The sequence below is a fragment of the Shimia sp. R9_1 genome (assembly GCF_017743775.1).
GTDB lineage: Bacteria > Pseudomonadota > Alphaproteobacteria > Rhodobacterales > Rhodobacteraceae > Shimia.
In genome coordinates, this window is the sequence record NZ_JAGHRN010000001.1 from 100,523 (window position 1) to 125,208 (window position 24,686).

25 protein-coding genes are annotated in these 24,686 nt (G+C 59.5%); 14 read left to right on the forward strand and 11 right to left on the reverse strand.

Translation table 11 applies throughout. The features are described from left to right. Positions 1-8 precede the first annotated feature (8 nt). Together cimA and cysS are read right to left on the reverse strand one after the other, a co-directional pair. Positions 9-1,640, reverse strand: a complete 1,632-nt coding sequence (gene cimA / locus J7399_RS00455) for a citramalate synthase (protein WP_209083526.1) — start codon at positions 1,638-1,640, stop codon at positions 9-11. Between the two features lie 81 nt (positions 1,641-1,721). Continuing rightward, complete coding sequence (cysS, locus tag J7399_RS00460; RefSeq protein ID WP_209083528.1) at positions 1,722-3,110, reverse strand: cysteine--tRNA ligase; 1,389 nt, start codon at positions 3,108-3,110, stop codon at positions 1,722-1,724. Positions 3,111-3,334: 224 nt separating this feature from the next. On the opposite strand from cysS, the gene J7399_RS00465 reads away from it, so the two are divergent. Further along, positions 3,335-3,682 carry an MmcQ/YjbR family DNA-binding protein gene (locus J7399_RS00465; protein ID WP_209083530.1) on the forward strand — a complete coding sequence of 116 codons (348 nt, stop codon included), beginning with the start codon at positions 3,335-3,337 and terminating at the stop codon, positions 3,680-3,682. A gap of 71 nt (positions 3,683-3,753) precedes the next feature. Here the strand turns inward: J7399_RS00465 and J7399_RS00470 are convergent, their stop codons facing one another. Beyond that, complete coding sequence (locus J7399_RS00470; protein ID WP_209083532.1) at positions 3,754-4,722, reverse strand: DMT family transporter; 969 nt, start codon at positions 4,720-4,722, stop codon at positions 3,754-3,756. Continuing rightward, the gene (locus tag J7399_RS00475; protein WP_209083534.1) at positions 4,715-5,089 is read right to left on the reverse strand and encodes a VOC family protein; all 375 of its coding nucleotides are present in this window, start codon (positions 5,087-5,089) and stop codon (positions 4,715-4,717) included. The genes J7399_RS00470 and J7399_RS00475 overlap by 8 nt, the downstream gene beginning before the upstream one ends. Positions 5,090-5,186: 97 nt before the next feature. Here J7399_RS00475 and soxR point away from each other — a divergent pair, with 97 nt between their 5' ends. The 3 genes from soxR (at position 5,187) to J7399_RS00490 (ending at position 8,914) form a co-directional block, all read left to right on the forward strand. Continuing rightward, positions 5,187-5,666, forward strand: a complete 480-nt coding sequence (gene soxR, locus J7399_RS00480) for a redox-sensitive transcriptional activator SoxR (protein WP_209083536.1) — start codon at positions 5,187-5,189, stop codon at positions 5,664-5,666. Positions 5,667-5,911: 245 nt separating this feature from the next. Continuing rightward, positions 5,912-7,099, forward strand: coding sequence for an aminotransferase class I/II-fold pyridoxal phosphate-dependent enzyme (locus tag J7399_RS00485; RefSeq protein WP_209083537.1), 1,188 nt, complete (start codon positions 5,912-5,914; stop codon positions 7,097-7,099). Between the two features lie 276 nt (positions 7,100-7,375). Further along, a complete protein-coding gene (locus tag J7399_RS00490; protein ID WP_209083538.1) occupies positions 7,376-8,914 on the forward strand; it encodes a trimethylamine methyltransferase family protein in 1,539 nt (512 codons plus the stop codon). Between the two features lie 127 nt (positions 8,915-9,041). On the opposite strand, the gene lipA is transcribed toward J7399_RS00490, so the two are convergent. Then, a complete protein-coding gene (gene lipA / locus J7399_RS00495) occupies positions 9,042-9,992 on the reverse strand; it encodes a lipoyl synthase (protein WP_209083539.1) in 951 nt (316 codons plus the stop codon). Positions 9,993-10,211: 219 nt separating this feature from the next. Here lipA and J7399_RS00500 point away from each other — a divergent pair, with 219 nt between their 5' ends. Further along, the gene (locus J7399_RS00500; RefSeq protein WP_209083540.1) at positions 10,212-10,760 is read left to right on the forward strand and encodes a peroxiredoxin; all 549 of its coding nucleotides are present in this window, start codon (positions 10,212-10,214) and stop codon (positions 10,758-10,760) included. A gap of 90 nt (positions 10,761-10,850) precedes the next feature. On the opposite strand, the gene J7399_RS00505 is transcribed toward J7399_RS00500, so the two are convergent. Beyond that, positions 10,851-11,933 (reverse strand): DUF6456 domain-containing protein, encoded by a 1,083-nt coding sequence (locus J7399_RS00505; RefSeq protein ID WP_209083541.1) that lies wholly within the window; start codon positions 11,931-11,933, stop codon positions 10,851-10,853. A 241-nt stretch (positions 11,934-12,174) separates the two neighbouring features. On the opposite strand from J7399_RS00505, the gene J7399_RS00510 reads away from it, so the two are divergent. After that, positions 12,175-12,465: a DUF6477 family protein gene (locus J7399_RS00510; RefSeq protein WP_209083542.1), complete on the forward strand. Its 291-nt coding sequence runs from the start codon at positions 12,175-12,177 to the stop codon at positions 12,463-12,465. Between the two features lie 6 nt (positions 12,466-12,471). On the opposite strand, the gene J7399_RS00515 is transcribed toward J7399_RS00510, so the two are convergent. Together J7399_RS00515 and J7399_RS00520 are read right to left on the reverse strand one after the other, a co-directional pair. Next, positions 12,472-14,022 (reverse strand): trimethylamine methyltransferase family protein, encoded by a 1,551-nt coding sequence (locus tag J7399_RS00515; RefSeq protein WP_209078207.1) that lies wholly within the window; start codon positions 14,020-14,022, stop codon positions 12,472-12,474. Positions 14,023-14,194: 172 nt separating this feature from the next. After that, positions 14,195-14,932, reverse strand: a complete 738-nt coding sequence (locus J7399_RS00520) for an MgtC/SapB family protein (RefSeq protein WP_247742683.1) — start codon at positions 14,930-14,932, stop codon at positions 14,195-14,197. A 168-nt stretch (positions 14,933-15,100) separates the two neighbouring features. On the opposite strand from J7399_RS00520, the gene guaA reads away from it, so the two are divergent. From guaA to J7399_RS00560, 8 genes are all read left to right on the forward strand, one after another. Further along, the gene (gene guaA, locus J7399_RS00525) at positions 15,101-16,660 is read left to right on the forward strand and encodes a glutamine-hydrolyzing GMP synthase (RefSeq protein WP_209083544.1); all 1,560 of its coding nucleotides are present in this window, start codon (positions 15,101-15,103) and stop codon (positions 16,658-16,660) included. Positions 16,661-16,789: 129 nt separating this feature from the next. After that, entirely contained in the window at positions 16,790-17,143 is a 354-nt protein-coding gene (locus J7399_RS00530) for a hypothetical protein (RefSeq protein ID WP_209083546.1), read from the forward strand. A 7-nt stretch (positions 17,144-17,150) separates the two neighbouring features. After that, the gene (locus tag J7399_RS00535) at positions 17,151-17,441 is read left to right on the forward strand and encodes a putative quinol monooxygenase (RefSeq protein WP_247742684.1); all 291 of its coding nucleotides are present in this window, start codon (positions 17,151-17,153) and stop codon (positions 17,439-17,441) included. After that, a complete protein-coding gene (locus J7399_RS00540) occupies positions 17,438-18,310 on the forward strand; it encodes a DMT family transporter (RefSeq protein WP_209083548.1) in 873 nt (290 codons plus the stop codon). Before J7399_RS00535 ends, J7399_RS00540 begins: the two co-directional genes overlap by 4 nt. A 111-nt stretch (positions 18,311-18,421) precedes the next feature. Beyond that, positions 18,422-19,549 carry an outer membrane protein transport protein gene (locus J7399_RS00545; protein ID WP_209078202.1) on the forward strand — a complete coding sequence of 376 codons (1,128 nt, stop codon included), beginning with the start codon at positions 18,422-18,424 and terminating at the stop codon, positions 19,547-19,549. Between the two features lie 106 nt (positions 19,550-19,655). Beyond that, on the forward strand, positions 19,656-20,582 hold the full coding sequence (locus tag J7399_RS00550; RefSeq protein ID WP_209083549.1) for a DMT family transporter: 927 nt from the start codon (positions 19,656-19,658) through the stop codon (positions 20,580-20,582). Between the two features lie 75 nt (positions 20,583-20,657). Beyond that, positions 20,658-20,951, forward strand: coding sequence for a DUF1330 domain-containing protein (locus J7399_RS00555; protein WP_209060475.1), 294 nt, complete (start codon positions 20,658-20,660; stop codon positions 20,949-20,951). Next, positions 20,948-21,370: a TerB family tellurite resistance protein gene (locus J7399_RS00560; protein WP_209060476.1), complete on the forward strand. Its 423-nt coding sequence runs from the start codon at positions 20,948-20,950 to the stop codon at positions 21,368-21,370. Before J7399_RS00555 ends, J7399_RS00560 begins: the two co-directional genes overlap by 4 nt. Before the next feature lie 124 nt (positions 21,371-21,494). Here J7399_RS00560 and J7399_RS00565 read toward each other — a convergent pair whose 3' ends face one another. The 3 genes from J7399_RS00565 to J7399_RS00575 all read right to left on the reverse strand — a co-directional run bounded on the left by J7399_RS00565 (position 21,495) and on the right by J7399_RS00575 (position 24,648). Then, entirely contained in the window at positions 21,495-22,922 is a 1,428-nt protein-coding gene (locus tag J7399_RS00565; protein WP_209083550.1) for a TRAP transporter large permease, read from the reverse strand. Continuing rightward, positions 22,915-23,550 (reverse strand): TRAP transporter small permease, encoded by a 636-nt coding sequence (locus tag J7399_RS00570; RefSeq protein WP_209083551.1) that lies wholly within the window; start codon positions 23,548-23,550, stop codon positions 22,915-22,917. The genes J7399_RS00565 and J7399_RS00570 overlap by 8 nt, the downstream gene beginning before the upstream one ends. An 81-nt stretch (positions 23,551-23,631) precedes the next feature. Continuing rightward, complete coding sequence (locus J7399_RS00575) at positions 23,632-24,648, reverse strand: C4-dicarboxylate TRAP transporter substrate-binding protein (RefSeq protein WP_209083552.1); 1,017 nt, start codon at positions 24,646-24,648, stop codon at positions 23,632-23,634. Positions 24,649-24,686: the final 38 nt, after the last annotated feature.

The window sequence follows — 24,686 nt, forward strand, 5'->3', positions numbered from 1 at the left end:
CAGCCGCATCAGACCGCCACCCGCGTGCCATCCTGCGCAAGCTTCCAGTTCAACGCATCCAAAAGCGCGCCAAAGCTTGCATCCACAATGTTGGCAGAGACCCCCACCGTGGCCCAGCGCCGCCCTTTGTCATCCTCAAAGTCTATGATCACGCGGGTCACAGCCTCGGTGCCGCCATTGGTTATGCGCACCTTGAAGTCCACCAGACGCACATCATCGATGACACCCTGATACGGGCCAAGATCCGCCTTCAGCGCCTGCCACAGCGCGTTCACCGGGCCTTCGTCACTCAGATCATCGGCGTGATCGTTTTTGAAATAGCTGGTGGTCTTGGCCCCATTGGGCAGCTGCACGGTCACCACCGCTTCGCTTTCCACCACCGTCGCCCCACGCGCATTGCGGCGGCGCTCTGAAATCACGCGGTAGCGCTCCACGTCAAAATAGCTCGCCCCCAGCCCCAACGCATCGCGCGCCAGCAGCTCAAAGCTCGCCTGCGCGGTATCATAGCTGTAACCTTTGGCCTCGGCCTGTTTGATCCGGTTGAGAATGTCGCCCAGCGCCGGATCGCCCTTCTCCACATCCAGCCCCGCGTCGCTCAGCCGTTTGCGCAGATTGCTCTGCCCCGCCTGATTGGACATCGGAATGATGCGCGCATTGCCGACCACAGCCGGATCAATATGCTCATAGGTGCTAGGATCTTTCAGGATCGCGCTGGCATGCAGCCCGGCCTTATGGGCAAAGGCACTCGCCCCCACATAAGCCGACTGCCGCATCGGCACGCGGTTGAGAATGTCATCGAGCATCCGGCTGGTGCGCGTCAGCCCGGTCAAAGCCTCCTTGGACACGCCAATCGCAAACTGGCTGGCATAGGGCTCTTTGAGCAGCAATGTCGGGATCAGCGTCGTCAGGTTGGCGTTGCCACAGCGCTCGCCCAACCCGTTCAGCGTGCCTTGTATTTGCCGTGCGCCCGCATCCACCGCCGCCAGCGAGTTGGCCACGGCGTGTTCGGTGTCATTATGGGTGTGAATGCCCAGATGATCGCCGGGAATGCCCGCCGCAATCACCGCCTTGGTGATCTCGTAAACCTCACGCGGCAAGGCCCCGCCATTGGTATCACACAACACCACCCAGCGCGCACCCGCTTCATAGGCCGCCTTCACCGCCTCAAGCGCATACGCCGGGTTGGCCTTATAGCCATCAAAGAAATGCTCCGCATCAAACAGCGCTTCCCGTCCCCGCGCCACCATATGGGCCATGGATTTGGAGATGTTCTCGGTGTTCTCTTCCAGCGTGATGCCCAGCGCCTTGGTCACGTGGAAATCATGGCTCTTGCCGACCAGACAGACCGCCTCCGTGCCCGCATTCAGCACACCCGCCAGCACATCGTCATTCTCCGCCGACATGCCCGCCCGTTTGGTCATGCCAAAGGCGGTAAAGGTCGCGTCGAGCTTGGGTTTGGTTTCAAAAAACGCGCTGTCGGTGGGGTTCGCGCCGGGCCAGCCGCCTTCGATATAATCAATGCCCAGCGTATCCAGCGCCGCCGCAATCTGTGCCTTTTCATCGGTCGAAAACTGCACACCCTGCGTCTGCTGCCCATCGCGCAATGTGGTGTCGTAGAGATAGAGGCGTTCTTTAGTCATTGCTCGCTCCCGCTGGCCCGTCTTTTTCTTGGTATCAATAATCTCAGTCGGGCCGTTTGAGGCCCGACCGCCTGTGGCCATCTAGATTGCTTCCAGCTTGGCTGCATCAAAGCCCGCCGCTGCAAGTAGTTCAACACCCGCCTTGCTCATGCGCACCTCGACACCGGCCTCTGTGAGCGCTGTCTTGATCCGGTCCACCTCGGCGAAATCCTTGGTCTCCATCGCCTTGGCCCGCGCCTCAGCCAAAAGTGTCTCATAGGCTGACAGATCAACGCCTTCCGCCCATGCGCCCATCTCTGCGGTCAACAGCCCAAGGAACTGCGCCCCCGCCAAGAGTTTGGCCGCATCACCAGCACTGGCAAACTGGTGCAAAGCCGCAATCGCGCCTGCGGTGTTCAGATCATCCGCCACAGGCTGCAGCACCTCGGCGGGAACCTCCGCAGCAGGCGCAACATCCGCCGTCAGCGTCCGCCACTTGCGCAACGTCGCCTCGGTCTCCGCCGCCTTCTTGGCGGTCCAGTCCATCGGCTTGCCATAGTGGGTAGACAGGAACACAAAGCGGATAACCTCCCCCGGCACACCGGGGTTGCCATCATGCCCATCCAGCAGATCGCGCACGGTGAAGAAGTTGCCAAGGCTCTTGGACATCTTCTTGCCCTCCACCTGCAGCATCTCATTGTGCAGCCAGTAATTCGCCATCGGCGCGCCTTTGTTGGCACAGCAGCTCTGCGCAATCTCATTCTCATGGTGCGGGAACATCAGATCATTGCCGCCCCCGTGAATGTCAAAAGACGCACCCAGAATTTCATAAGACATGGCAGAGCACTCAATGTGCCAGCCCGGACGCCCCCGCCCCCATGGGCTGTCCCACCCGGGCAGATCCGCGCTTGAGGGTTTCCAGAGCACAAAGTCCATCGGATCTTCTTTGTAGCTCGCCACCTCAACCCGCGCGCCCGCGATCATGTCGTCCACCGAACGGCCAGACAGCTTGCCGTAGTCGTCATATTTGCGCACCCGGAACAGCACATGCCCGTCATGGGCGTAGGCAAACCCATCCGCGATCAGCTTCTCGATCATGGTGATCATCTGGTCGATATACTGCGTGGCACGCGGCATGTGGTTGGGCTCAAGCGCCCCAAGCGCGCCCATATCATCCAGATACCATTGTGTGGTTTCCGCTGTGATCTCGCCAATCGCACGCCCGCTTTCCGCCGCCCGTGCGTTGATCTTGTCATCCACATCCGTGAAGTTGCGCACGTAAGTCACGGCATCCTTGCCATAGACCTCCCGCAACAGCCGGTAGAGCACATCGAACACCACAACAGGGCGTGCATTGCCAATATGCGCCCGGTCATAAACCGTCGGCCCACAGACATACATCCGCACATCATCCGCATTGATTGGCGTAAAAATCTCTTTCTTACGGCTCAGAGTGTTGTGCAGCGTGATCTCGGTTCGGATCTCAGTCATAAGTGGCTCCTCAGCACACGGGTTTCGCGTGGCGGGCTTACCAATTCTGTCTCATTTTTGAAAGTGAAGAACGGCCCGCGTGACGATGTCAGCAGGTAATGCAGCAGCAAATAATGATGGTGCGTACAGGGTTCATGAGCGCGACCCTAGGCGGCACATGCCATGGCGTCAAGGCTGGTTTTTGCGCTGTTGACCTGATGCCCGGCCCGGCTCATGCTCTCCCCATGAGCCGCGAAACCATCAATTCGATTTGTGCCACCTTTCCGGGTGCGGAGCTGGCCGATCCTTTTGGCGGCGGGCATGACGCTTGGAAAGTCGGCGGCAAGATGTTTGCCTGTATTGGCAGCGCTGACACCGGGGTTTCCGTGAAAACCGACAGCATTGAGACAGCGCAAATGCTGATCGATGCGGGTGTTGGGGTGAAAGCGCCTTACTTTCATCGCAGCTGGATTCACCTACCAATGGACGGAGATGAGGAAGAGCTTCATCATCGCATTCGCGTCTCTTACACAATCGTGCGATCAGGTCTGACAAAGAAGATGCAAGCCAGCTTGCCGCCCTTTGAAATGTGAAAGAGACCCGGGATTGCCTCACCCAAGGTCTCTCATTTATTTATATTTTACAGCATATTGATGCGCGAAACTTATGTGTCACTCAAGGTTTGAGAGCAATTTCCAAGCCGCGCGCGGGTTTGCCGCCCCAGAGGCAGCGGAAGGGTCAAAGTGATCTTGCGACCGGTCTGGGCGAGCACCGTCAAGCCGATGCCCACCGCTGTGACCCCGGCACCAACCCAGCTCACCGCACCATACCGCTCACCTAACATAAGCACACCGATCACCAGCCCCACAGCAGCCGCCACATAGCCGATCTGGCTCAACAGCACAGGGCCACCCAGCTTTTGCAGCCGGAAGTAGGCCGGAAACGTCAGCGCTGCGGCAACCCCCTGAACCGTCGCGGCCCAGGGCACTTCAGAAATACGGCCCAAATCGACGCCTTCGCCACGCCAGACCATCGCGGCCAGCAGCGCAACGATCGCCACCCCATGGCTCCAGAACGCCAATGCCATCGGATGCGCCCCTTCAGGCCAGTCAAGACTGCGATAGACATTGCCCGCCGCGAGGATCAGCGGAATGGTCAGCCCCACAAGGGACCACAGGATTGTGCCATCCACACCGCCACGTCCAAAGGCCACCATCAACGCACCGATCAAACCAAATCCGATGCCCCAAAGTCCTAGCCGTCCGGGCGCTTTCATGCCAAACAGCACCGACAGCGCAAGTGTCGCCACGGGGGAAAGCGCAAACATCATCCCGACCTGCCCCGCGCCAAGCTTTGGCACCAGCGCAAAGATCATCAGGTTGATCCCGGCAAAGCTCACCAGACCTGAAATCACCACATAGCGCAGCATCTGTCCTCTGGGCAGCTGCATCTGGCGGCGCACCCCCAACACGGGCAACAGGCTCAAACTGGCACCAAGCGACACCAGCAAGGCCCAGACCATGGGCGACACACCCGCCGCAAAAGAAATCTTGCTCAGAGGGAAGCCGACGCCCAACAGGGCGCCGCACCAGAGCAACAGGCCGACCGGGCCCACGCCGCGTACATCAGGCATAGCTCACCACCTCATATTCAATCTCGTCCGGCCCATCGAAATAGAACCGCTTTCCCGGCTCGTAGTCGGCATGGCTGGTCGGCACAAATCCTGCCGCCTTCACCCGTGCCTCAATCAGGTCGAGATCACGCACCACGATCCCCACATGGTTCAGCCCACCAGCCCTGTAGTAGCTGCTTTCCGCATTTTGAATATCCACGGGCGACGCATAGAGCGCGAGATAGCTTTCTGCCTCCCCGACATGCACGCTGTAGCCACCATGGATGGAATCACCTTCCCAACGAACCTGCCAGTCAAACAAATCACACAGAATGGCGGCGGTCGCCTTCGGTTCACGGACGGTCAGGTTCACATGCTCAAGTTTCATCTCTCTGGTCCTTCCTCAAAATCATCGATGGACACAGGCTAATTCTTCAAGTTAACTTGAGCTCAAGAAGTTTTTTCCATTTAAAAACAATGCACCGATGAAAACGCCGCGCCCCATTCGCCTTCGTCCCACCGGTTTGACCATCGGTCAGATCGCCGAGCGCACCGGCCTCGCCCCCTCTGCCATCCGCTTCTATGAGGAGCAGGGCATCGTCTTTCCCCACCGCACCGACACCGGCCAGCGCCGTTATGAGCGCGCCGACATCCGGCGCCTCTCCTTTGTGATGATCTCCCAATCGCTGGGCTTTTCGATCTCCGAAATCCGCACCGCCCTCGCGACACTGCCGGAAAACCGCACCCCTACCAAAGCCGACTGGCAGGCCATTTCCGAACAATTCCGCCGCGCGCTGGACGCGCGCATAGCCCAGATGACCGCCCTGCGCGACCGGCTTGACGGCTGCATCGGCTGCGGCTGCCTCAGCCTGTCCAACTGCAAACTCTACAACCCCGAAGACCGCGCCCGCACCCGCGGCACCGGCCCGCGCTACCTTATGGGCGACACCCCATCAGACCTCTAGCGCCAGCCTTTCTCATTCGCAAAATATCCCGGGGTGGCCACATCGCAGATGTGGCAGGGGCAGCGCCCCTTCCAACCCCGACACCCCAGAACGCGGCGTATGTGTTACTTGCCACTCCAATCCGCCTTATCACTCAGCATCGCGCCGCCACAAATGGCGGAAATGCCCCCCATCACCACATTGAATTTGACTTCCGGCCCGTCCATCAGCCACCACAGGCGCAACAACTATTCGGGGAGCGCGACATGAAACTATCTGAACGTCTGACAGACATCACCGGCGGCGGATCTGACGGCTGGGATGTGTTTTACAAAGCCCGCCGCATGGTGGCTGAGGGCGTGAATGTTACCGAGCTCACCATCGGTGAACATGACATCCGCACCGACCCGATCATCCTCGCTGCAATGGATCAATCCGCGCGTGGCGGTCACACCGGCTATGCCATGGTGCCCGGCACCCAGGAGCTGCGCGAAACCGTGGCGGCACGTCTGTCGGAGCGCACCGGCGTGCCAACCAGCTACAAAAACATCCTGATCACACCGGGCGGTCAGTCTGCGCTCTTTGCCGCGCATACCGCAACTTGTTCCGCTGGTGCGCGTGCGCTCTATATCGATCCCTATTATGCCACCTACCCCGGCACCATCCGCGGCGTCGGTGCGGTGCCTGTGCCAATCCGCACCCACGCGGACAACGCCTTTAAACCCCGCCCCGAAGAGATCGCTGCCGAGGCCGCCAAAGGGGCGGCGTCCCTGTTGATCAACACCCCGAATAACCCCACCGGTACCGTCTACGGCCGCGACACACTGGAAGGCATCGCAGAGGTCTGTATCACCCATGACCTCTGGCTGATTTCAGATGAGGTCTATGACACGCAGGTCTGGGAAGGCGATCATATCAGCCCCCGCGCCCTGCCCGGCATGGCCGAGCGCACGCTGGTGGTCGGTTCCATGTCCAAGAGCCACGCCATGACCGGCAGCCGCATCGGCTGGATCGCCGGCCCGGAAGAGGCCATCACCCATCTGATCAATCTCGCAACCCACACCACCTACGGTGTGCCCGGCTTCATTCAGGACGCCGCTGTCTTTGCTCTGGCTAGGGGCGTACCTTTGGAAGAAGAGGTCTCCGCCCCCTTCAAACGCCGCCGCGAATTGGCCAAAGCCATTCTGGGCGAGCAAAACACAGTGGGGCTGATCCCCGCTCAAGGCGCAATGTATATCATGCTCGATGTGCGCGCGACGGGCCTGTCGGGCGAAGAATTTGCCAACTCGCTGCTCGACACCCACCACATCGCGACCATGCCGGGTGAGAGCTTCGGCCAATCCGCCCACGGCCATATCCGCGTAGCCATGACCGTTGCTGACGACCGCTTTGAAACGGCGCTGCGCACCCTCGTGGCCCATGCTGAAAAGCTGTCAGAGCAGGTCCCTGCATAGAGAACAGCCTCCGGTACCGCGCTGACATCCGGCTAAAATCCCGGCTAAAATCTTTGTGAAACGCCTGTTCGCGACAAATGTCGCTTTTGGACGGGACGCGACGATTTTGGCCTCACAAACTGCCTTGTATTGGGAGGAGCCAATGCAAGGCGTGCGCAGCAAAATCAAACTGGTGAGCCGCACCATCGGGGCCGAACGCGGCCGCGCGGCACGGGGTCGCCCGTAAGACGTTGTCAGAAAGCACTTTCTCACAACACTTACAGGACAGACCCACACATGAATGCACCATCTCCCCGCCGGTCCGGCGGTCGCGCCGCCCGTCGCGCTTCCCGCGCAGCACCGCTGACACAAGACATCCGTCCCATTCGCCCCGGTATGGAAGGCGGCCAGTACAAACCGCTCACTGAGCGCGACATGCAGCGCATCCACGAAACCGCGCTGGATGCACTTGAGCAGATCGGTCTCGCGGACGCCCCGCAAAGCGGCATCGACATCATGACCGCCGCGGGCGCAATTTTGGGCGAGGATGGCCGCTTGCGCTTCCCCCGCGCCTTGGTCGAAGACATGCTCGCAAAGGCTTGTAAAGACATCTCTTTGCGCGGCCGCGACCCGCAATATGATCTCCAGCTCTCCGGCAACCGCGTGCATTTTGGCACCGCCGGTGCCGCTGTGCATATGGTCGACATCGACGGCAAAGAGTACCGCGACAGCACCCTGCAGGATCTGCACGACGCCGCCCGCATCGCCGAACAGCTGGAAAACATCCACTTCCTGCAGCGCCCCATGGTGGCGCGCGATGTGACCGACAACCGCGAGCTGGACTACAACACCATCTACGCCTGCTGTGCGGGCACCAAGAAACACATCGGTGTCAACTTCACCGAGCCTGATTATGTCGCCGACGGGCTGGAGCTTCTGCATATGATCGCGGGCGGCGAAGACGCCTGGCGGGCACGCCCCTTTGTCAGCAACACCAACTGCTTTGTGGTGCCGCCGATGAAGTTCGCCACCGAAAGCTGCGAGGTCATGGAAGCCTGCATTCGCGGCGGCATGCCTGTGCTGCTGCTCTCTGCCGGCATGGCAGGGGCCACCGCGCCGTCCACCGTAGCGGGCGCCATTGTGCAGGCCACGGCGGAATGCCTCGCGGGCATCGTCTATGTCAACGCGCTGGCGCCGGGCCACCCGGCGATCTTTGGCACTTGGCCCTTTGGCCTTGATCTGCGCAGCGGCGCCATGACGGTTGGCTCCGGCGAGCAGGCCCTGCTCTCAGCAGGCTGCGCTCAGATGCATAAATTCTACGGCCTGCCCGGCGGCGCGGCGGCCGGGGCCAGCGATTCCAAACTGCCCGACATGCAGGCGGGCTGGGAACAGATGTGCTCCAATGTCATGGCCGGTCTCTCCGGCCTCAATATGGTCTATGAGGCCGCTGGCATGCATGCCTCGCTTTTGGGCTTCTGCCATGAAAGCCTGATCTTGGGCGATGATCTGATCGGTCAGGCCCTGCGCTGTGTGCGCGGCATTGAGGTCGATGAGGAAACCCTCGCGCTGGAGCAGATCCGCGAAGTTTGTCTGGGTGGCCCCGGCCATTATCTGGGCACAGACGCCACCCTGTCGCGTATGCAGAAAGACCATGTCTATCCAACCTTTGGCGACCGGACCTCACCCAAGGAATGGTCTGAGGTGGGCAAACCGGACCTGATCGAAACCGCCCGCAAGCGCAAAGAGGAGATCCTCGCCACCACCGCTTCCGCGCGGTTTGACCCGGAGCTGGATCAGGCCATCCGCGCCCGTTTCAACATCCACCTACCGCAATAACACCCTGACCAATAACAAAAGGCGCCCGACAGATCGCGGCGCCTTTCCTCTTGCCCTAAATATCCTTGGGGGAATCGCAGCTTTGACGCGATGGGGGCAAAGCCCCCTCTCCCTTGCTTACCTGTGCTCAGACTTTCGCCAGCTGTGCCTCACGCGCATCGCGCAGGCGGGCAAAATCATCCCCCGCGTGGTAAGACGAGCGCGTCAGCGGCGTGGCCGAAACCATCAGGAAGCCTTTGCCATAAGCGGCTTTCTCATAGCTTGCAAATTCCTCAGGGGTCACAAAGCGATCCACACCGTGGTGCTTGGGTGTTGGCTGCAGATATTGGCCAATGGTCAGGAAATCGACATCCGCGGCGCGCATGTCATCCATCACCTGTTTGACCTCTGGCTCCTTCTCGCCCAGCCCGACCATGATGCCGGATTTGGTGAAGATCGACGGATCGAGCTCTTTCACCCGCTGCAGCAAACGCAGGGAGTGGAAGTAACGTGCGCCCGGACGCACCTCCAGATAGAGGCCCGGCACGGTTTCCAGATTGTGGTTGAACACATCCGGCTTGGCTTCCACGACGGTTTCCAGTGCACCCGGCTTGGCTTTCAGGAAGTCCGGCGTCAGAATTTCAATGGTGGTCTTGGGCGAGCGATGCCGCACCGCGCGGATCGTCTGGGCAAAATGCTCCGCCCCGCCGTCATCCAGATCATCACGGTCCACCGAGGTGATCACCACGTGGTTCAGCCCCAGCTTCTGCACCGCCATGGCCACCCGGCCCGGCTCAAAGGCATCCAGCCCGTCAGGCTTGCCGGTCGCAATGTTGCAGAAGGTACAGCCGCGGGTACAAATCTCGCCCATGATCATCATGGTGGCGTGGCCCTGGCTCCAGCATTCCCCGGCATTCGGGCAACCCGCTTCCTCACACACGGTGACAAGCTTGTTCTCCCGCATGATCTTCTTGGTCGCGTTATAGCCTTCGCCGGTTGGCGCCTTCACACGAATCCACTTGGGCTTTTTGGGCTGAGCATTGTCCTTGCGGTGCGCCTTCTCAGGGTGGCGCTGCTCTGGCAGCTTCAGATCACGCAATTCTGGGTCCTCCCGACCGTCTGGGTTTGCAGAATGTAACATATGTCAATCTGGCAGCCACTACCAGAAGTGCATGACAGCTATGCATTTGACGCCGGAATGCACAACTATTTGGTTAATTTCGGAGAACAATAGACTCTTACGCAACTGCAGCATTGCACCCCAATTTGGAATCATTATAGATCACGGAAAATCAAACATCTGTTAAGGAAAACATCGATGCAAGTTGGCATAAAAGTCCCCAATGTTGTCTTCAAAACCCGCGTGCGTGACGAAGCCGTAGGTGGCCCAAACCCGTTCCGCTGGCAGGACATGTCCAGCGATGACTACTTCAAAGGCAAGCGCGTCATCCTGTTCTCCCTTCCTGGTGCGTTCACCCCGACCTGCTCCACCTACCAACTGCCTGGTTTTGAAGAGAACTTCGCCAAATTCCAGGAACTCGGCATCGACAACATCTACTGCATGTCCGTCAACGACAGCTTTGTGATGAACAAATGGGCCGAAGCTCAGGGCGTGAAAAACGTCGACGTGATCCCTGACGGTTCCGGCGAATTCACCCGCAAAGTTGGCATGCTGGTGCGCAAAGACAACCTCGGCTTCGGCCTGCGCTCCTGGCGCTACGCTGCCATCATCAACAACGGTGTTGTTGAGGCATGGTTTGAAGAGCCAGGTCTCGAAGACAACCACGGCGAAGACCCGTATGGCGAGAGCGCTCCGGAAAACCTGCTGAAGTATCTGGAAGCAGCCAACGTGGAAACTGCCGCGTAAACGCTTTGCCAGAGGCAAATCAGAGGGTCGGTGCCAGGCGCGCCGACCCTTTTCTTTTGCCGCTCTCTTGCCGCGTCTCTCCCCGGGCAGCTAGCCGATGTAGTCGCCCGCGCCGCCTTTGTGGGCCTGATAGAAATCCCTGAGCCGCATCAGGGCGATCCGCAGCACGATCTTGCCGGATCGGGCCGACCAGCCCAACCGCTTCTCCGCAGCCTCCAACCCTTCCAGATAACAGCAGCAGCGCAGCGCGATGTCGCCCAGCCCGACACCCAAATCCCCCAGCGCATCCACCACACGTTGGCGCGCGCTCTCTGATCCGTGCCCCACATCCCCGTCCGGTTGATAGCTGGCCCCTCTCGGCCCGCTCAAAAACCGCTCCCAATTCTGCCCCGCCCGTGGCCCCATCTGCGCCAGTTCAAAATCCTCCCGCAGCCGCTCCCCAGCGGCCACCAGATCCTCGCTTAAAAACCGCGCCCCGTCTTTGCCGCGCCGCCGCGCCAGCGCAGTCAGCGGGCTTTCCGTCAGGTTGAACCGCACCTGCCGCGCCCGCCCCCCATGGTGAATGCGCCGTGATCCAAACCGCGAGAGACCGCCCTCAAAGGCGCTCTGCGCCTCCAGAAACCCCTGCGCCGAGTTTTCTGCTTCTGCCAGCATCTCCCGAAGGGCCGCCCGCCCGGCCGGTGTGATGGCATAGCGCGAAATGCGCCCCACCTGCGTGGCACAGATCCAGTCTTTCAGCGCCATGGCCTGCGCGATCTGGCGCGTGACAACCGCCGTGCGCGTGCCCCCGTCACGCACCACCACAGCGTTCTCCATGTCACTGGCCACCGCCAGCACCGCCCCGGTCTCGCACAACCGCCGCAGCACCCGCATCCCTTCGCGCCGCAGAACCGCTTCCTCGGGCAGATCCTGCCCATCTGCATCCGCCGCCAGCAAAGGCGAGGCGATCCCGCTTTTCTGATCGTCACGCAGCCGCGCCAAGGCCGCATCCACCAGCGGATCTTCCCGCATGGTCTCCAGTTTGCGGATCTGCCGCAGCACGGTGGACGCATGGCAGCCATCCCGCCGTGCCAGCGCCCGAATAGAGACCCCCTGTTCCGTATGCGCCACATAGCGCGCCACACTGTTGGGCACCCAATCCGGAAATTCGGGGATCAATTGATCTTTCGGCATTCTTACTCTCCTTACCAAGTCACTTACGTCACACTGCCTGCCGTTGTTATCCACGGCCTTATCCAACAGTTTTACACAGCCTGAGTACGCCGTGCAGGTCGCGCTGGACGACCGTCCCTTGGCTAGGATTGTTTCCAAATCGTGAACGACAACATGCGCGCCCGCACGCTGTTTCCCAACACGCGCAACACCCGAAAAGGGTGTGATCTGCTGCCTGCATTCACAGAGAAAGGTTGATTCTATGCAGGATGTTTTACGCCGGTTGTCAGAGCTGCGCCGCCCACGCCTTTTGATCCGCGCCGCACGGGCCGGTTGCACAGAATACGTGCGAGACCAACATCTTAGACGATTGTTTGGAAGTGGGGAGCATCCGCGTCACAGCGAGGCTCTCACTCGCCTGATCGCGCTGGAAAGCGCCCTGAATGAAGCCAGGAAAACCGGCGCCGCGTCCTATTCCCTGATCGAACATGTCGACCTGCTGATCGCCATGATGGGGGAGGCCCAGTTGTTGCAGGCCTCCCGCCAAAATTAACACATCTTAGACAAAAGCGTCCGGCATGGAGGCTTTCTTCTCGGCCACATAGGCGCGCAGCTTGGCTTCGATCTCCGGATCAAGCGCCGGTTGCTGATAGGCCCCCAGCAGCTCTTCCACACGCGCCGAGGCCAGCGCTTGGGTGTCGCGCGACCCTTCATCGGCCCAGGTTTCAAACGGCTTGTAGTCCAGCAGCTCAGAGCGCCAGAAAGCGGATTTGAAGTTTGCCTGCGTGTGGGCACAGCCGAGATAGTGACCACCCGGCCCCACTTCGCGCACCGCGTCCATGGCTTGGGCGTTCTCGTCATAGGCCACGCCTTCAGCCATCTTGTGCAGGGTGCCGAGCTGGTCTGCGTCCATCACGAACTTCTCAAAGCTCGACACCAGACCACCTTCCAGCCAACCACAGCTGTGCAGCATGAAGTTCACACCACCGGTCAGCGCCGCATTGTGGGTGTGTGCGGTTTCATAGGCCGCCTGCGCGTCAGGCAGTTTGGAGCCACAAAGACCACCACCGGAGCGGAACGGCAGGCCCAGACGGCGCGCCAGCTGGCCCGCACCAGAGAGGATCTGGCTGGCTTCAGGCGTACCGAAGGTCGGCGCACCGGAGTTCATGTCGATCGAGGTCACAAAGGCTCCGAAGATCACCGGCGCCCCTTTGCGGATCAGCTGGCTGAACGCGATACCGGCCATCACTTCGGCCAGAACCTGCGTCAGCGTGCCAACCACGCTTACAGGTGCCATAGCACCACCCACGATGAACGGCGAAATGATGCAGGCCTGGTTGTTCTTTGCGTAAACTTCCAGCGCGCCCATCATGATGTCGTCAAACGTCATCGGGGAGTTGATGTTGATGAGCGAGGTCATCACGGTGTTTTCCTGTACAAACTCCTTACCAAAGAGGATTTCGCACATTTCAACGCTGTCCTGCGCCCGGCTTGGCTCGGTCACAGAGCCCATGAACGGCTTGTCGCTCAGGGTCATATGCGCCAGCAGCATGTCGAGGTGACGCTTGTTCACCGCCACATCGGTTGGCTCACATACGGTGCCGCCGGAGTGGTGCAGCCACTTGGACATATAGCCCAGCTTCACGAATTTCTCAAAATCCGCCATGGTCGCATAGCGACGGCCGCCTTCTGCATCACGCACGAAGGGAGGGCCGTAAACCGGCGCACACACCAGCGTGTTGCCACCGATTTCGACGGATTTCTCTGGGTTGCGTGCGTGTTGGGTGATGCGGGACGGCGCTGTCTTGCACAGCTCGCGCGCCATGCCGCGTGGAATGCGCACGCGCTCGGCGTCGTAATCCACATCCGCGCCTGCTTCTTTCCAGATGTCCAGCGCCGCTTTGTTGTTCACAAAGTTAACGCCCACTTCTTCAAGAAGGATGTCAGCATTGGTTTCAATGATCTGAAGCGCTTCTTCATTCAGCACTTCAAACAGCGGAATATTGCGCTCAATGAACTTTGCGGTTTCGATTTTTACGCCGGTACGCTCTGCGCGCCGTGCGGCTCCGCCGCCCCCACGTCCACGCCGCCGTGTCGCTGCTTCTGCCATGTCTCATCCTCACAGGCTTTTGGTCTGTCTCCATTTTTGTAGCCCGTGCCCGCCCCCGCAAGCGGCTGATTAACGGCCTTTGACGCAAAAATGCGACATGATGCCCCGAATTTGGTTGTGATTGGCGCGCTGAACCCCTGCCATCTTAACCCGGCATCCTCAGCCCAGTCCCCTAATTTCCATCACCCGCCTCCCAGGCCACTTTGGTAATCCGCTCATCCAGCATCAGCGGGCGCAGCAATGTGCTGACCTCCGAATTGCTGCGCTCCTCGATGGTCAATAACACATCCAGCACAGCGGTCTCCCCGCCGCTGTCACTGCGCGCCATTTCCGTAACGATCACGCCCATCTGCGTCAGCGCCTTCAGCGCTAAGGCCCGCACATGCCGGTCGTTTTGGGTGGCATATTGGATCTGCACCTCATATTCCTGATTGAGCGGCACCCCGGCGCGGGTCTTACGCTTCAGCCATTTCACCAATGGGCGCAGGCCGAGGTTTACAAAAACCACCAGCCCCGTGGCCAATGCCGCAAAGGCCGGTGCCCCTGCCCCTGCCATCAAGCCCACTGCCGCCGAGCACCAAAGCGTCGCGGCGGTGTTGAGGCCATGCACCGTGAATCCTTGGCGAAAAATGATGCCTGCCCCCAGAAAACCGATGCCAGAGACAACCTGCGCCGCCACACGGGTCGGGCTTACCTCATCAGGAAAGAGCGATGAAAACACCACATAACTCGCTGCCCCCAGCGCCACCAACGCATTGGTGCGCAAACCCGCCATACGCTGGCGCACCTGACGCTCCGATCCGATCAGCGCCCCACAGAACACCGCCAGCGCAAGATTCAGCGCAGCCACACGCAAGGTGCCATCAAACAGCGCGGCATCAAATAGCCCAGCATCAATCATCTCGCTCATGTATATACCTTCAATATACGTTTTTCGAGTTGAAGCACGAGGCACAGACGTAACGCAAGCCAAAAGACGGGCAGACAGATGCAAAAACACACAGCCCCTGACCCTCCGGCTGCGCGACAACGCGCACAGGGACTTGCGCGAAACGCCGCCATAGCCTATGCGGCGCACATGTCCGATATTTCTCATGACCGCCTCCTCATTATTGACTTCGGCAGCCAGGTGACACAGCTGATCGCCCGCCGCCTGCGCGAGCTCAATGTCTATTGCGAAATCCATCCCTACCAGAACGTCGATATGGACTTCGTGCGCAGCTTTGCGCCCAAGGCCGTGATCTTCTCCGGTGGCCCAGACAGCGTGACCCGCGAAGGCTCCCCCCGCGCGCCACAGGAGATCTTTGACTACGGCGTGCCGATCCTTGGCATCTGCTACGGTCAGCAGACCATGATGACCCAGCTGGGCGGCAAAGTGGAAAGCGGCCATGGCACCGCCGAATTTGGCCGCGCCTATGTGACCCCGCAAAACAAGCTCGACATTCTGGATGGCTGGTTTGCCGAAGGCGACGAACAGGTCTGGATGAGCCACGGCGACCACGTGAGCGAAATCGCTCCGGGCTTTGAGGTCTATGGCACCTCGCCCAACGCGCCTTTTGCGATCACAGCGGACACCTCTCGCCATTTCTACGCGGTGCAGTTCCACCCCGAAGTGCACCACACACCCAATGGCGCGAAACTCTATGAGAACTTCGTGAAAATCGCTGGCTTCTCCGGCGACTGGACCATGGGCGCCTACCGCGAGCAAATGATCGAGGCGATCCGCGCACAGGTTGGCGACAAGAAAGTCATCTGTGGCCTGTCCGGCGGTGTGGACAGCTCCGTTGCTGCGGTCCTGATCCACGAAGCCATCGGCGATCAGCTCACCTGTGTGTTTGTCGACCACGGCCTGCTGCGCAAGGGCGAGGCCGAGGAAGTTGTCACCATGTTCCGTGACAACTACAACATGCAGCTCATCCACGCCGACGAGCAGGAGCTCTTCCTTGGTGAACTCGACGGCCAGTCCGATCCGGAAACCAAGCGCAAGATCATCGGCAAGCTCTTCATCGACGTGTTCCAGAAACACGCCGACACCATCGACGGCGCCGAGTTCCTGGCTCAGGGCACGCTCTATCCTGATGTGATCGAAAGCGTCAGCTTCTCCGGCGGTCCTTCTGTGACCATCAAGAGCCACCACAATGTGGGCGGCCTACCAGAGAAAATGGGCCTAAAACTGGTGGAGCCGCTGCGCGAGCTCTTCAAAGACGAAGTCCGCGCTCTGGGCCGCGAACTTGGCCTGCCGCAAAGCTTCATTGGCCGCCACCCCTTCCCCGGGCCGGGCCTCGCCATCCGCTGCCCCGGCGAAATCACCCGCGAAAAACTCGACATCCTGCGCGAGGCCGATGCGGTCTATATCGACCAGATCCGCAAGCACGGTCTCTATGATGACATCTGGCAGGCCTTTGTGGCCATCCTACCAGTGCGCACCGTTGGCGTGATGGGCGACGGCCGCACCTACGACTACGCCTGTGCCCTGCGCGCAGTGACCTCGGTGGACGGCATGACAGCGGACTACTACCCTTTCACCCACGAGTTCCTCGGCGAAACCGCCACACGGATCATCAACGAGGTCAAAGGCATCAACCGCTGCACCTACGACATCACGTCGAAGCCTCCGGGCACAATTGAGTGGGAGTGAGGCACGCCGCCTCATGTCTTCAATAGCCTACGCCGCTCCTACCCGGGGCGGCGTTTTCTTTTGCCCTCACCAAGTTTCCACTTCCATGTCCGCCCAAGCTGCGCAACAACTTCGCAGGGAGGAACGGTTATGAAGTTAACAACCGCAATTGTCGCCAGCGCTTTGCTCTGCCCATTCACCGCTATGGCGCAGAACGCGCCAATGGCCTGTGAAGGGACGACCGGCGACATGTTCCTCGGCATTGCAGGCCCCTCCGTGCAAATCTGGGGCAGAGATGACAGCCGCATCCAGGGGGTCGCGGTCAAACTCAAGCAAGATCACCACGGCTTCCCCTCTGCTTGGGCACTGAGCATCACCGGCACGCAGGCCACCATCATTGTGCAGGAAGCGGCCTGCGCAGCCTCAGGCGGAGAGTTCCCGCTTTCTTTTGTGCTTCTCACCAACGAACAGCTGACCCACGGCTGCTGTACCATCGCGGAATGAGCCCCCTATGACCGCCCCAATGATCCGCCTCACCGGCCACATTGATGTCCCTTCAGACCGCCAAGAGGCCGTCGCAGCAGCATTGCCCGCACACATCGCGCTCACCCGCGCAGAACCGGGTTGCCTGTCCTTTGAAGTAACCCAAGATCCCGCCATTGCGGGTCGCTACACTGTCTTGGAACTCTTCGTGGATAAGGCCGCCTTTGACGCCCATCAGGCCCGCGCAAGCGCCTCTGACTGGGCCACGGTGACCGCCGGCATCCCACGCCACTACCAAATCACCGAGGTGCCCGCGTGAACGACACCCTCAAAGCCGCCATCTGGATGAGCGGCGCCATCCTCTCTTTCACCTCCATGGCCATCGCCGGTCGCGCCGTCTCACTGGAACTCGACACCTTCGAGATCATGATGTACCGCAGCTTCATCGGCATCGTTCTTGTGGTCGGTGTTGCAACCATGGCGGGCACCCTGCGAGAGGTCACCAGCCGCAATCTTGGTCTGCATCTGATCCGCAACATCAGCCATTTCGCCGGGCAAAACCTCTGGTTCTTCGCCATCACCGCCATCCCCCTGGCACAGGTTTTTGCACTGGAGTTCACCTCCCCCATCTGGGCCATTCTGCTCTCTCCGCTTCTGCTCGGAGAACGCCTGCGTCCCATCGGTCTTTTGGCAGCGCTGATCGGCTTCATCGGCATTCTGATTGTCGCACGCCCGACCCCGCAATCCGTCGACATAGGCCAGATCGCCGCCGCCACCGCAGCCATCGGCTTCGCGCTTTCAGCGATCTTCACCCGTAAGCTCACACGCACGGAAACCATCACCTGCATTCTGTTTTATCTGACGGTCATGCAAGCGGGTCTTGGCCTGCTGTTTGCGGGCTTTGATGGCGACATCGCACTCCCGTCATGGGAGAGTCTCCCCTGGATCATCCTGATCAGCTGCGCCGGGCTGGTTGCGCACTTCTGCCTGACCACCGCGCTTAGCCTCGCCCCTGCCGCCGCAGTCATGCCAATCGACTTCATCCGGCTGCCGCTGATAGCTGTTGTAGGAATGACACTATATGGTGAACCACTGGACATATGGGTTCTGGTCGGGGCTACCATAATTTTTGCGGGCAATTACTTAAACATACTGTCGCAGATCCGCAGTACTACTGCGACGAGGTGACGCAAAGTAATGAAGTTTTATCCAATTGGCTAAGTTGACTTGGGCAAAGCTGCGCGAATAGCTTTGCTCAAGTAATAAAATAACTCAGGGACTAAACGGGACATCTATCTTATGAAAAAAATGCTTATGGGAGCCACCGCACTCGCGATGGTTGGAGGAGCATCTTACGCTGGCGGCATCGACCGTTCCGGACAAGGCGTCAACATCCTGTTCGAAGAGGGAGACTACGCACAATTCACCTTCGCCCGGATCAATCCAAACGTAACTGGCACACCTGCGGTTGCTGGCGCATTTGGCAACGCAAATAATGTTGCTCAAAGCTTCAATCAGTTGTCTTTCGGCTACAAGCACGAATTCAACGAAAAATGGTCAGCTGCCATCATTGCAGATCAGCCGTTTGGTGCGCATGTGCTTTACGCTGACGGCCCTTTCAGCAACGCGGGCAGTGGTGGAGCGCTACCCTTTGATGCTCAGGCCGATATCGACAGCCGCGCGTTGACTTTCTTGGCCCAATACAATCTTGGCAACGGGTTTAGCATCCACGGTGGTGCACGCGCGCTCTCAGTGAACGGCATCATCGAGTCCGGCGACGGACGTCTTAACGCAGACAGCGACTACGACTGGGGTGGCGTTCTGGGTGTTGCCTATGAAAAGCCAGAGATCGCGTTGCGGGTCGCACTAACATACGCATCCGCCATCGACGTGGGTTTTGACGGCGACATCGAACAGCTTATCGGCGCAGGCACACTTGCACCGTCCAGAGCAACGGACTTCACCGTGGAATTCCCTGAAAGTGTGAACTTGGATTTCCAAACCGGCATCGCGCCCAAAACCCTGCTGTTCGGTTCTGTTCGCTGGGTCGGCTGGGAAGGTTTCAACCTCACAACTTCCGGCCTTGCCGGTGACATCGAGTGGGTGAACTTCGCGGATGACACCTACACCTATCGTCTTGGTGTCGGTCGTCAGATCAACGACTCTTTGTCCCTAGCGCTTGTCGCTGGCTATGAAAGCTCTGGCACACGCCCGTCCACAACGGCACTGGCACCGACAACCGGTTCTAAGAGCATCGGTATTGCGGCGACATACGACACCAACAAAAACTGGGTTTTCTCTGGTGGTCTTGAGTATGTCATTCCCGGCGATCAGAACGTTCAGGTGCAAAGTGGCGCGGCACCAGACCTGCAGTTTAACGACAACTCGGCCGTGGTTGCAGGCATTCGTATCGGCTACCACTTCTGATACCATCAGTCGGACTTACAAATACAAAGCCCCGCCCTCCGGCGGGGCTTTTCTTTTGCGCAACTTTCGGAGTGCAGTGCATACGTACCCACAGTAAGGTGCGCCCATGACGACCACTGTTCAAAAAACGCTCTCTGCCCGATCTTGGGCCGAACTGTTCCTGCTCGCGGCACTTTGGGGCGGCGTTCTCTTCACCAACCGCATTGCCCTTTATGAGATCGGTCCCATCACACTGGTGGCGCACCGGACCTTGTGGGCCGCGTTGTTTCTCTGGGCACTTGTCCTGTTGCGTGGAATGCCTGTTCCCAAAAGCATGCGGCTTTGGGGGGCGTTTCTCATCATGGGGCTGCTCAACAATCTGATCCCTTTCAGCCTGTTGAACTTTGCCCAGCTCACCATCGAAAGTGGATTAACGTCGATTTTCAACGCAGCGACAGCCTTTTTCGGCGTATTGCTCGCAGCCTTTTTTCTGCCGGACGAACCACTCACTCTCCCCAAGGCGCTTGGGGTCTTTATTGGTTTTCTCGGCGTGGCCACAGCTATTGGCCTAACCCACCTTACCAATTTTGATCACCGTTCCATTGCGCAGATTGCCGCCCTTCTGGCCACACTGTCTTATGGATTGGCGAGTATCTGGGGGCGCAAACATCTCGCCGGATGCTCACCCACAGTGGCCGCCGCTGGCATGCTCACCTGCTCTGCGCTGATGTCGCTGCCGCTGGCGCATTTTGTCGAAGGTCCGATCACCCTGTCGCTCTTCGCACCCACCTGGGCCTCTATCGCCTATGGTGCGGCTCTGGGCACCGCTGCGGCCTATTTGCTCTACTACCGCCTGCTTGCCACCGCAGGCAGTGGCAACCTGCTTCTGGTCACACTGCTTGTGCCGCCGTTTGCGATCCTACTTGGCACCCTGTTTCTGGGAGAAACCCTGCACCCACGCGCATTTGCGGGCTTTGCCCTGCTGGCACTGGGGCTTCTGGTGCTGGATGGCCGTCTCTGGCGGTATTTGCGCAAACAACCCGCAGGTATTTGATGCAAACCTGACTTGCCATTCCCGTGCGCGCTTGGCACGCTCACCTTCAGAAATACCGCGATCAGGGAGGGCAGAATGGCCAAAGGATATTGGATCGGGCGCGTCGATGTGGATGACCCCGAAGGCTATAAGAAATACATCGAGGCCAATGCCAAACCCTTCGCGGATCACGGCGCGCGTTTCCTGATCCGCGGCGGGCAGTTTGAAAACCCCGAAGGCAGCGCACGCAGCCGCAATGTGGTGATTGAGTTTCCCTCCTATGAGGCGGCGCTGGCCTGTTATCACTCAGAAGACTACCAATACGCCAAATCCCTGCGCGACCCGGTGAGCACCGGCGACATTGTCATTGTGGAGGGCTACGACGGATGATCTGGGACCAGCTTCTCCACCGCCTGCGTGGAACACCAGACACCCCGCCTCTGCCCGAACCTGACGAGAAGCTCGCTCTTGGCGCGTTGCTGGTGCGGGTGGCCAAATCAGACAACCACTATGACGTGGAAGAAATCGGCGCGATCGACAAGATCCTTGCCGCGTCCTTCGATCTGAACCCGATTGAGGCCGCCAAACTGCGCGCCACCTGCGAAAAGCTCGAACACGCCGCCCCCGGCACACCAGACTTTGCCACCCTGATCCGCGAAACCGTGGATTATCCGCATCGTCTGGAAGTGGTGCAAAAGCTCGTCTCGGTGATCGAAGCTGACGGCGAACACGCACCCGAAGAAGACGCCAGCCTGCATGAAATCGAGGCAATGCTCGGCATCAAACCCGAAGACAGCCCTGTCGGGTGATCTAAATTAAATCAAATGGTCTTAAAATTTTAGGGCGCCGATCTTCATGTGATCGACGCCCTTTCTGTTGTTTATATCCGGCCCGGCAGCTCAGGCCGGATATCTGCACTCAGGCCAGGCTGAGTTAGGCCAAACTTGGCAACCAGAGCACAATCGACGGGAAGGCCACCAACAGCGCGATGGTCACGGCATCTGCGATGAAGAACGGCGTCACACCTTTGAACACATCCTGCACAGACAGATCATCGCGCACCCCGGCCACCACAAAGCAGTTGAGGCCAATCGGCGGGGTGATCAGACAGAATTCCGCCATTTTCACCACCAAAATGCCAAACCAGATCGCACACATCGTGCCGCTCATGCCAAAGGTGCTGTCCGCCGCCGCCACGGCCTCACCGCCGTTCAGCGCCATCACCGCAGGGTACACTACCGGCAATGTCAGCAGCAGCATACCAATCGCGTCCATGAACATGCCGAGCACCGCATAGGCCAGCAGAATGCAGATCAAGATCAGCCACGGCGACATCTCAAGACTTGTGATCCAATCCGAAAACGCCCCCGGCAGATCCGCAAACCCGAGGAAGCGCACATAGATCAGCACCCCCCAGATGATGGTGAAAATCATCACCGTCAGCTTGGCCGTATCCAAAAGCGCAGACTTCAGCTCCGGCCAGCGCATCCCGCGCACCAGCGCCAGCAGGAAGACGATAAACGCCCCCACGGCCCCGCCCTCTGTCGGTGTGCCCCAGGCATCGCCAAAGGGGTTGTAGACAAAGAAGATGATGATCACCACCACCGCCACAATCGGCAAAGCCGGCGGCAGCGCGGCAAATCGCTCACGCCAAGTGAAGCCACTCACCGGCGGGCCGACGGTTTTGAAAATCATGGCAATGCCCACAATCATCGCACCATAGACCAATGCGGAGAACGCACCAGGGATAAAGCCCGCCAGCAACAGCTTGCCCACATCCTGCTCCACAATGATCGCATAGATCACAAGGATCGCAGAGGGCGGGATCAGCGAGGCCAAAGTGCCCCCCGCCGCCACAACGCCCGCAGCGAACTGCTTGTTGTAACCCACCTTGAGCATCTCCGGGATCGCAATCCGCGCAAACACCGCCGCTGTCGCCACCGACGCCCCGGACACCGCCGCAAAGCCTGCGGTCGCAAACACGGTCGACACCGCCAGCCCACCCGGCACCCAGGCGATCCACTTCTTGGCCGCATCAAACAGCGCCGTGGTCAGCTTGGCGTAATAGGCCAGATAGCCAATCAGAATAAAGGTCGGAATGAGGCTCAGCGCCTGTGAGGACACTTTGGAATGCGGCACCGATCCGGCAATCGCGATGGATTTGCCCAACGCCCCGTCCCAGATCTCCCGACGCTCATTCCAATAGAGCAGTTTTTCCGGCGCATAGCCGGACTTGGCCCAGAAAATCCAGACGATCCCGACAAAGCCAGCCAGCGCAGCCGCAAAGGCCACCCGCATCCCCAGCACCACAAGCAGGAGCATCCCGCCCGTGACCCACAGGCCAATCGTAATGTTATCCATTGTCAGCATCCCCAAGCTGATCGACCTCTGCACGGGCCTGTTCTTCGATCGACTGCACCAGCGGCACCGCCACCGGGCTTGGCAGGTTCAGCAAAAACGCGCGCCCATAGCCCCAGACCTGCAGCGCCAGCCGCAGGCACATCACCGAAAATGCCCCCGGCACAATCAGCTTTGAGGGCCAGATCGGCAGGCCAATATCAATCGAGCTGTCGCGCGAACACAGCGGCCGCGCGCAATCAAACGAGCGCTCAAAATGCGCCCAGCTGCCCATGGTCAGGGCAATCATCAACCCAAGGATCAGGATCACAGACAGCAGCTCCGCCCCCCAGAGCGCCCGGCCCTTGAGTTTGCCAATCACCATATCCATCCGGATGTGGCTGCCATCACGCTGCACATAGGCGATCCCCATCACCGCAATCAGCGGCATCAGCGCCTCGATATAATCCACATATCCCGACAGCGGCGACGCAAAGAACTTGCGCCCGCCCACCGAATAGGCGGCCAAAAACATCAGGCTGAACACGGCCAGGCCGCTCAGCAATGCAAAAAACTGTTCCAGCTTGAGCAGGTGACGATCCAGTCTGCTGAGCACACTGTTGTCTTCAAGCACGGCAGAGGCACCGGCCATATCCTTCCCCCTTCTACCTGACACACGTCAGATACAAAACGGCCCCGGAACTCACCGAGGCCGCAATTTTAATTATTTTTATCAGTTGGTTGCGCGATGATCTTCGAGAGTTTTCACAACCAGATCATAGAGCTCTTGACCAGGAATACCCTGCGCTTCCATGTCCTTGATCCAGGCATCACGGATCGGGTCTGCTGCTTTGGCGCGGAACTCCGCGATCACAGCATCGTCGATCTCAACCTTGGCCACGCCCTTCTCTGCCAGAACGCTGTCCCACTTCTCCAGAAGCGTGCCGTAGTTCGCCACATAGTGATCCAGCGATTCCTGAACAGAGCTGTCCAGCGCCGCGCGATGCTCATCAGACAGATCTTCATAGGCGTCGATGTTCACCACAACCGGGCAGTTCACGGTGCCGGGGTTCAGGTTGGCTGTCCACCAATCCGCTTGGTTGATGGTGCCGAAAGACAGGTGCGCGTGCTGCGCAAAGGCCACGGTGTCCACCACGCCGCTTTCCATCGCCTGATAGGCTTCGGTCGCGGTCACAGAAGTCGGCACGCCGCCCACGGCTTCAAAGGCTTTGCCCAGCCCGCCGGTGGCACGCACACGCATGCCGTCAAAGTCGGCCAGCGAGTCGCGTGGATCGCCGGTGCCCACAAGGTTGTACTGCGGCATAGGCGAGGTCATCAGCAGCTTCGCGTTCCACTGCTCCATCTCTTCCGCTGCGGCCGGGTGGCCGTAAACAGCCGCAGACACCGCCATCTCTTCCTGCAGGTTCGCCACGCCAAGGAACGGCAGCTCCAGAACGGTGATCACACGGTTCTTGTCACGGTGATAGCCCGCACAGAACTGCGCCATTTCAAACGCGCCGATGGAGATCCCATCGAGGTTTTCACGGTTCTTGGACAGACCGCCATAGCTGATGTTCATAGTGAACTCGCCGCCGGTTTTTTCGCTCACCAGCTCCGCCAGCTTCTCAACATGCTCGGTGAAAGCGCGGCGCTTGCCCCAGACAGAGACATTCCACTCGGTGGCCATTGCTTCGGTGACAAAGGCCATAGACAGGGCCGCCACGGCGGTCCGGCTCATCAATTTACGCATGATTTCCTCCCGATTGCGTAAGTGCTTATGTCCAAAGC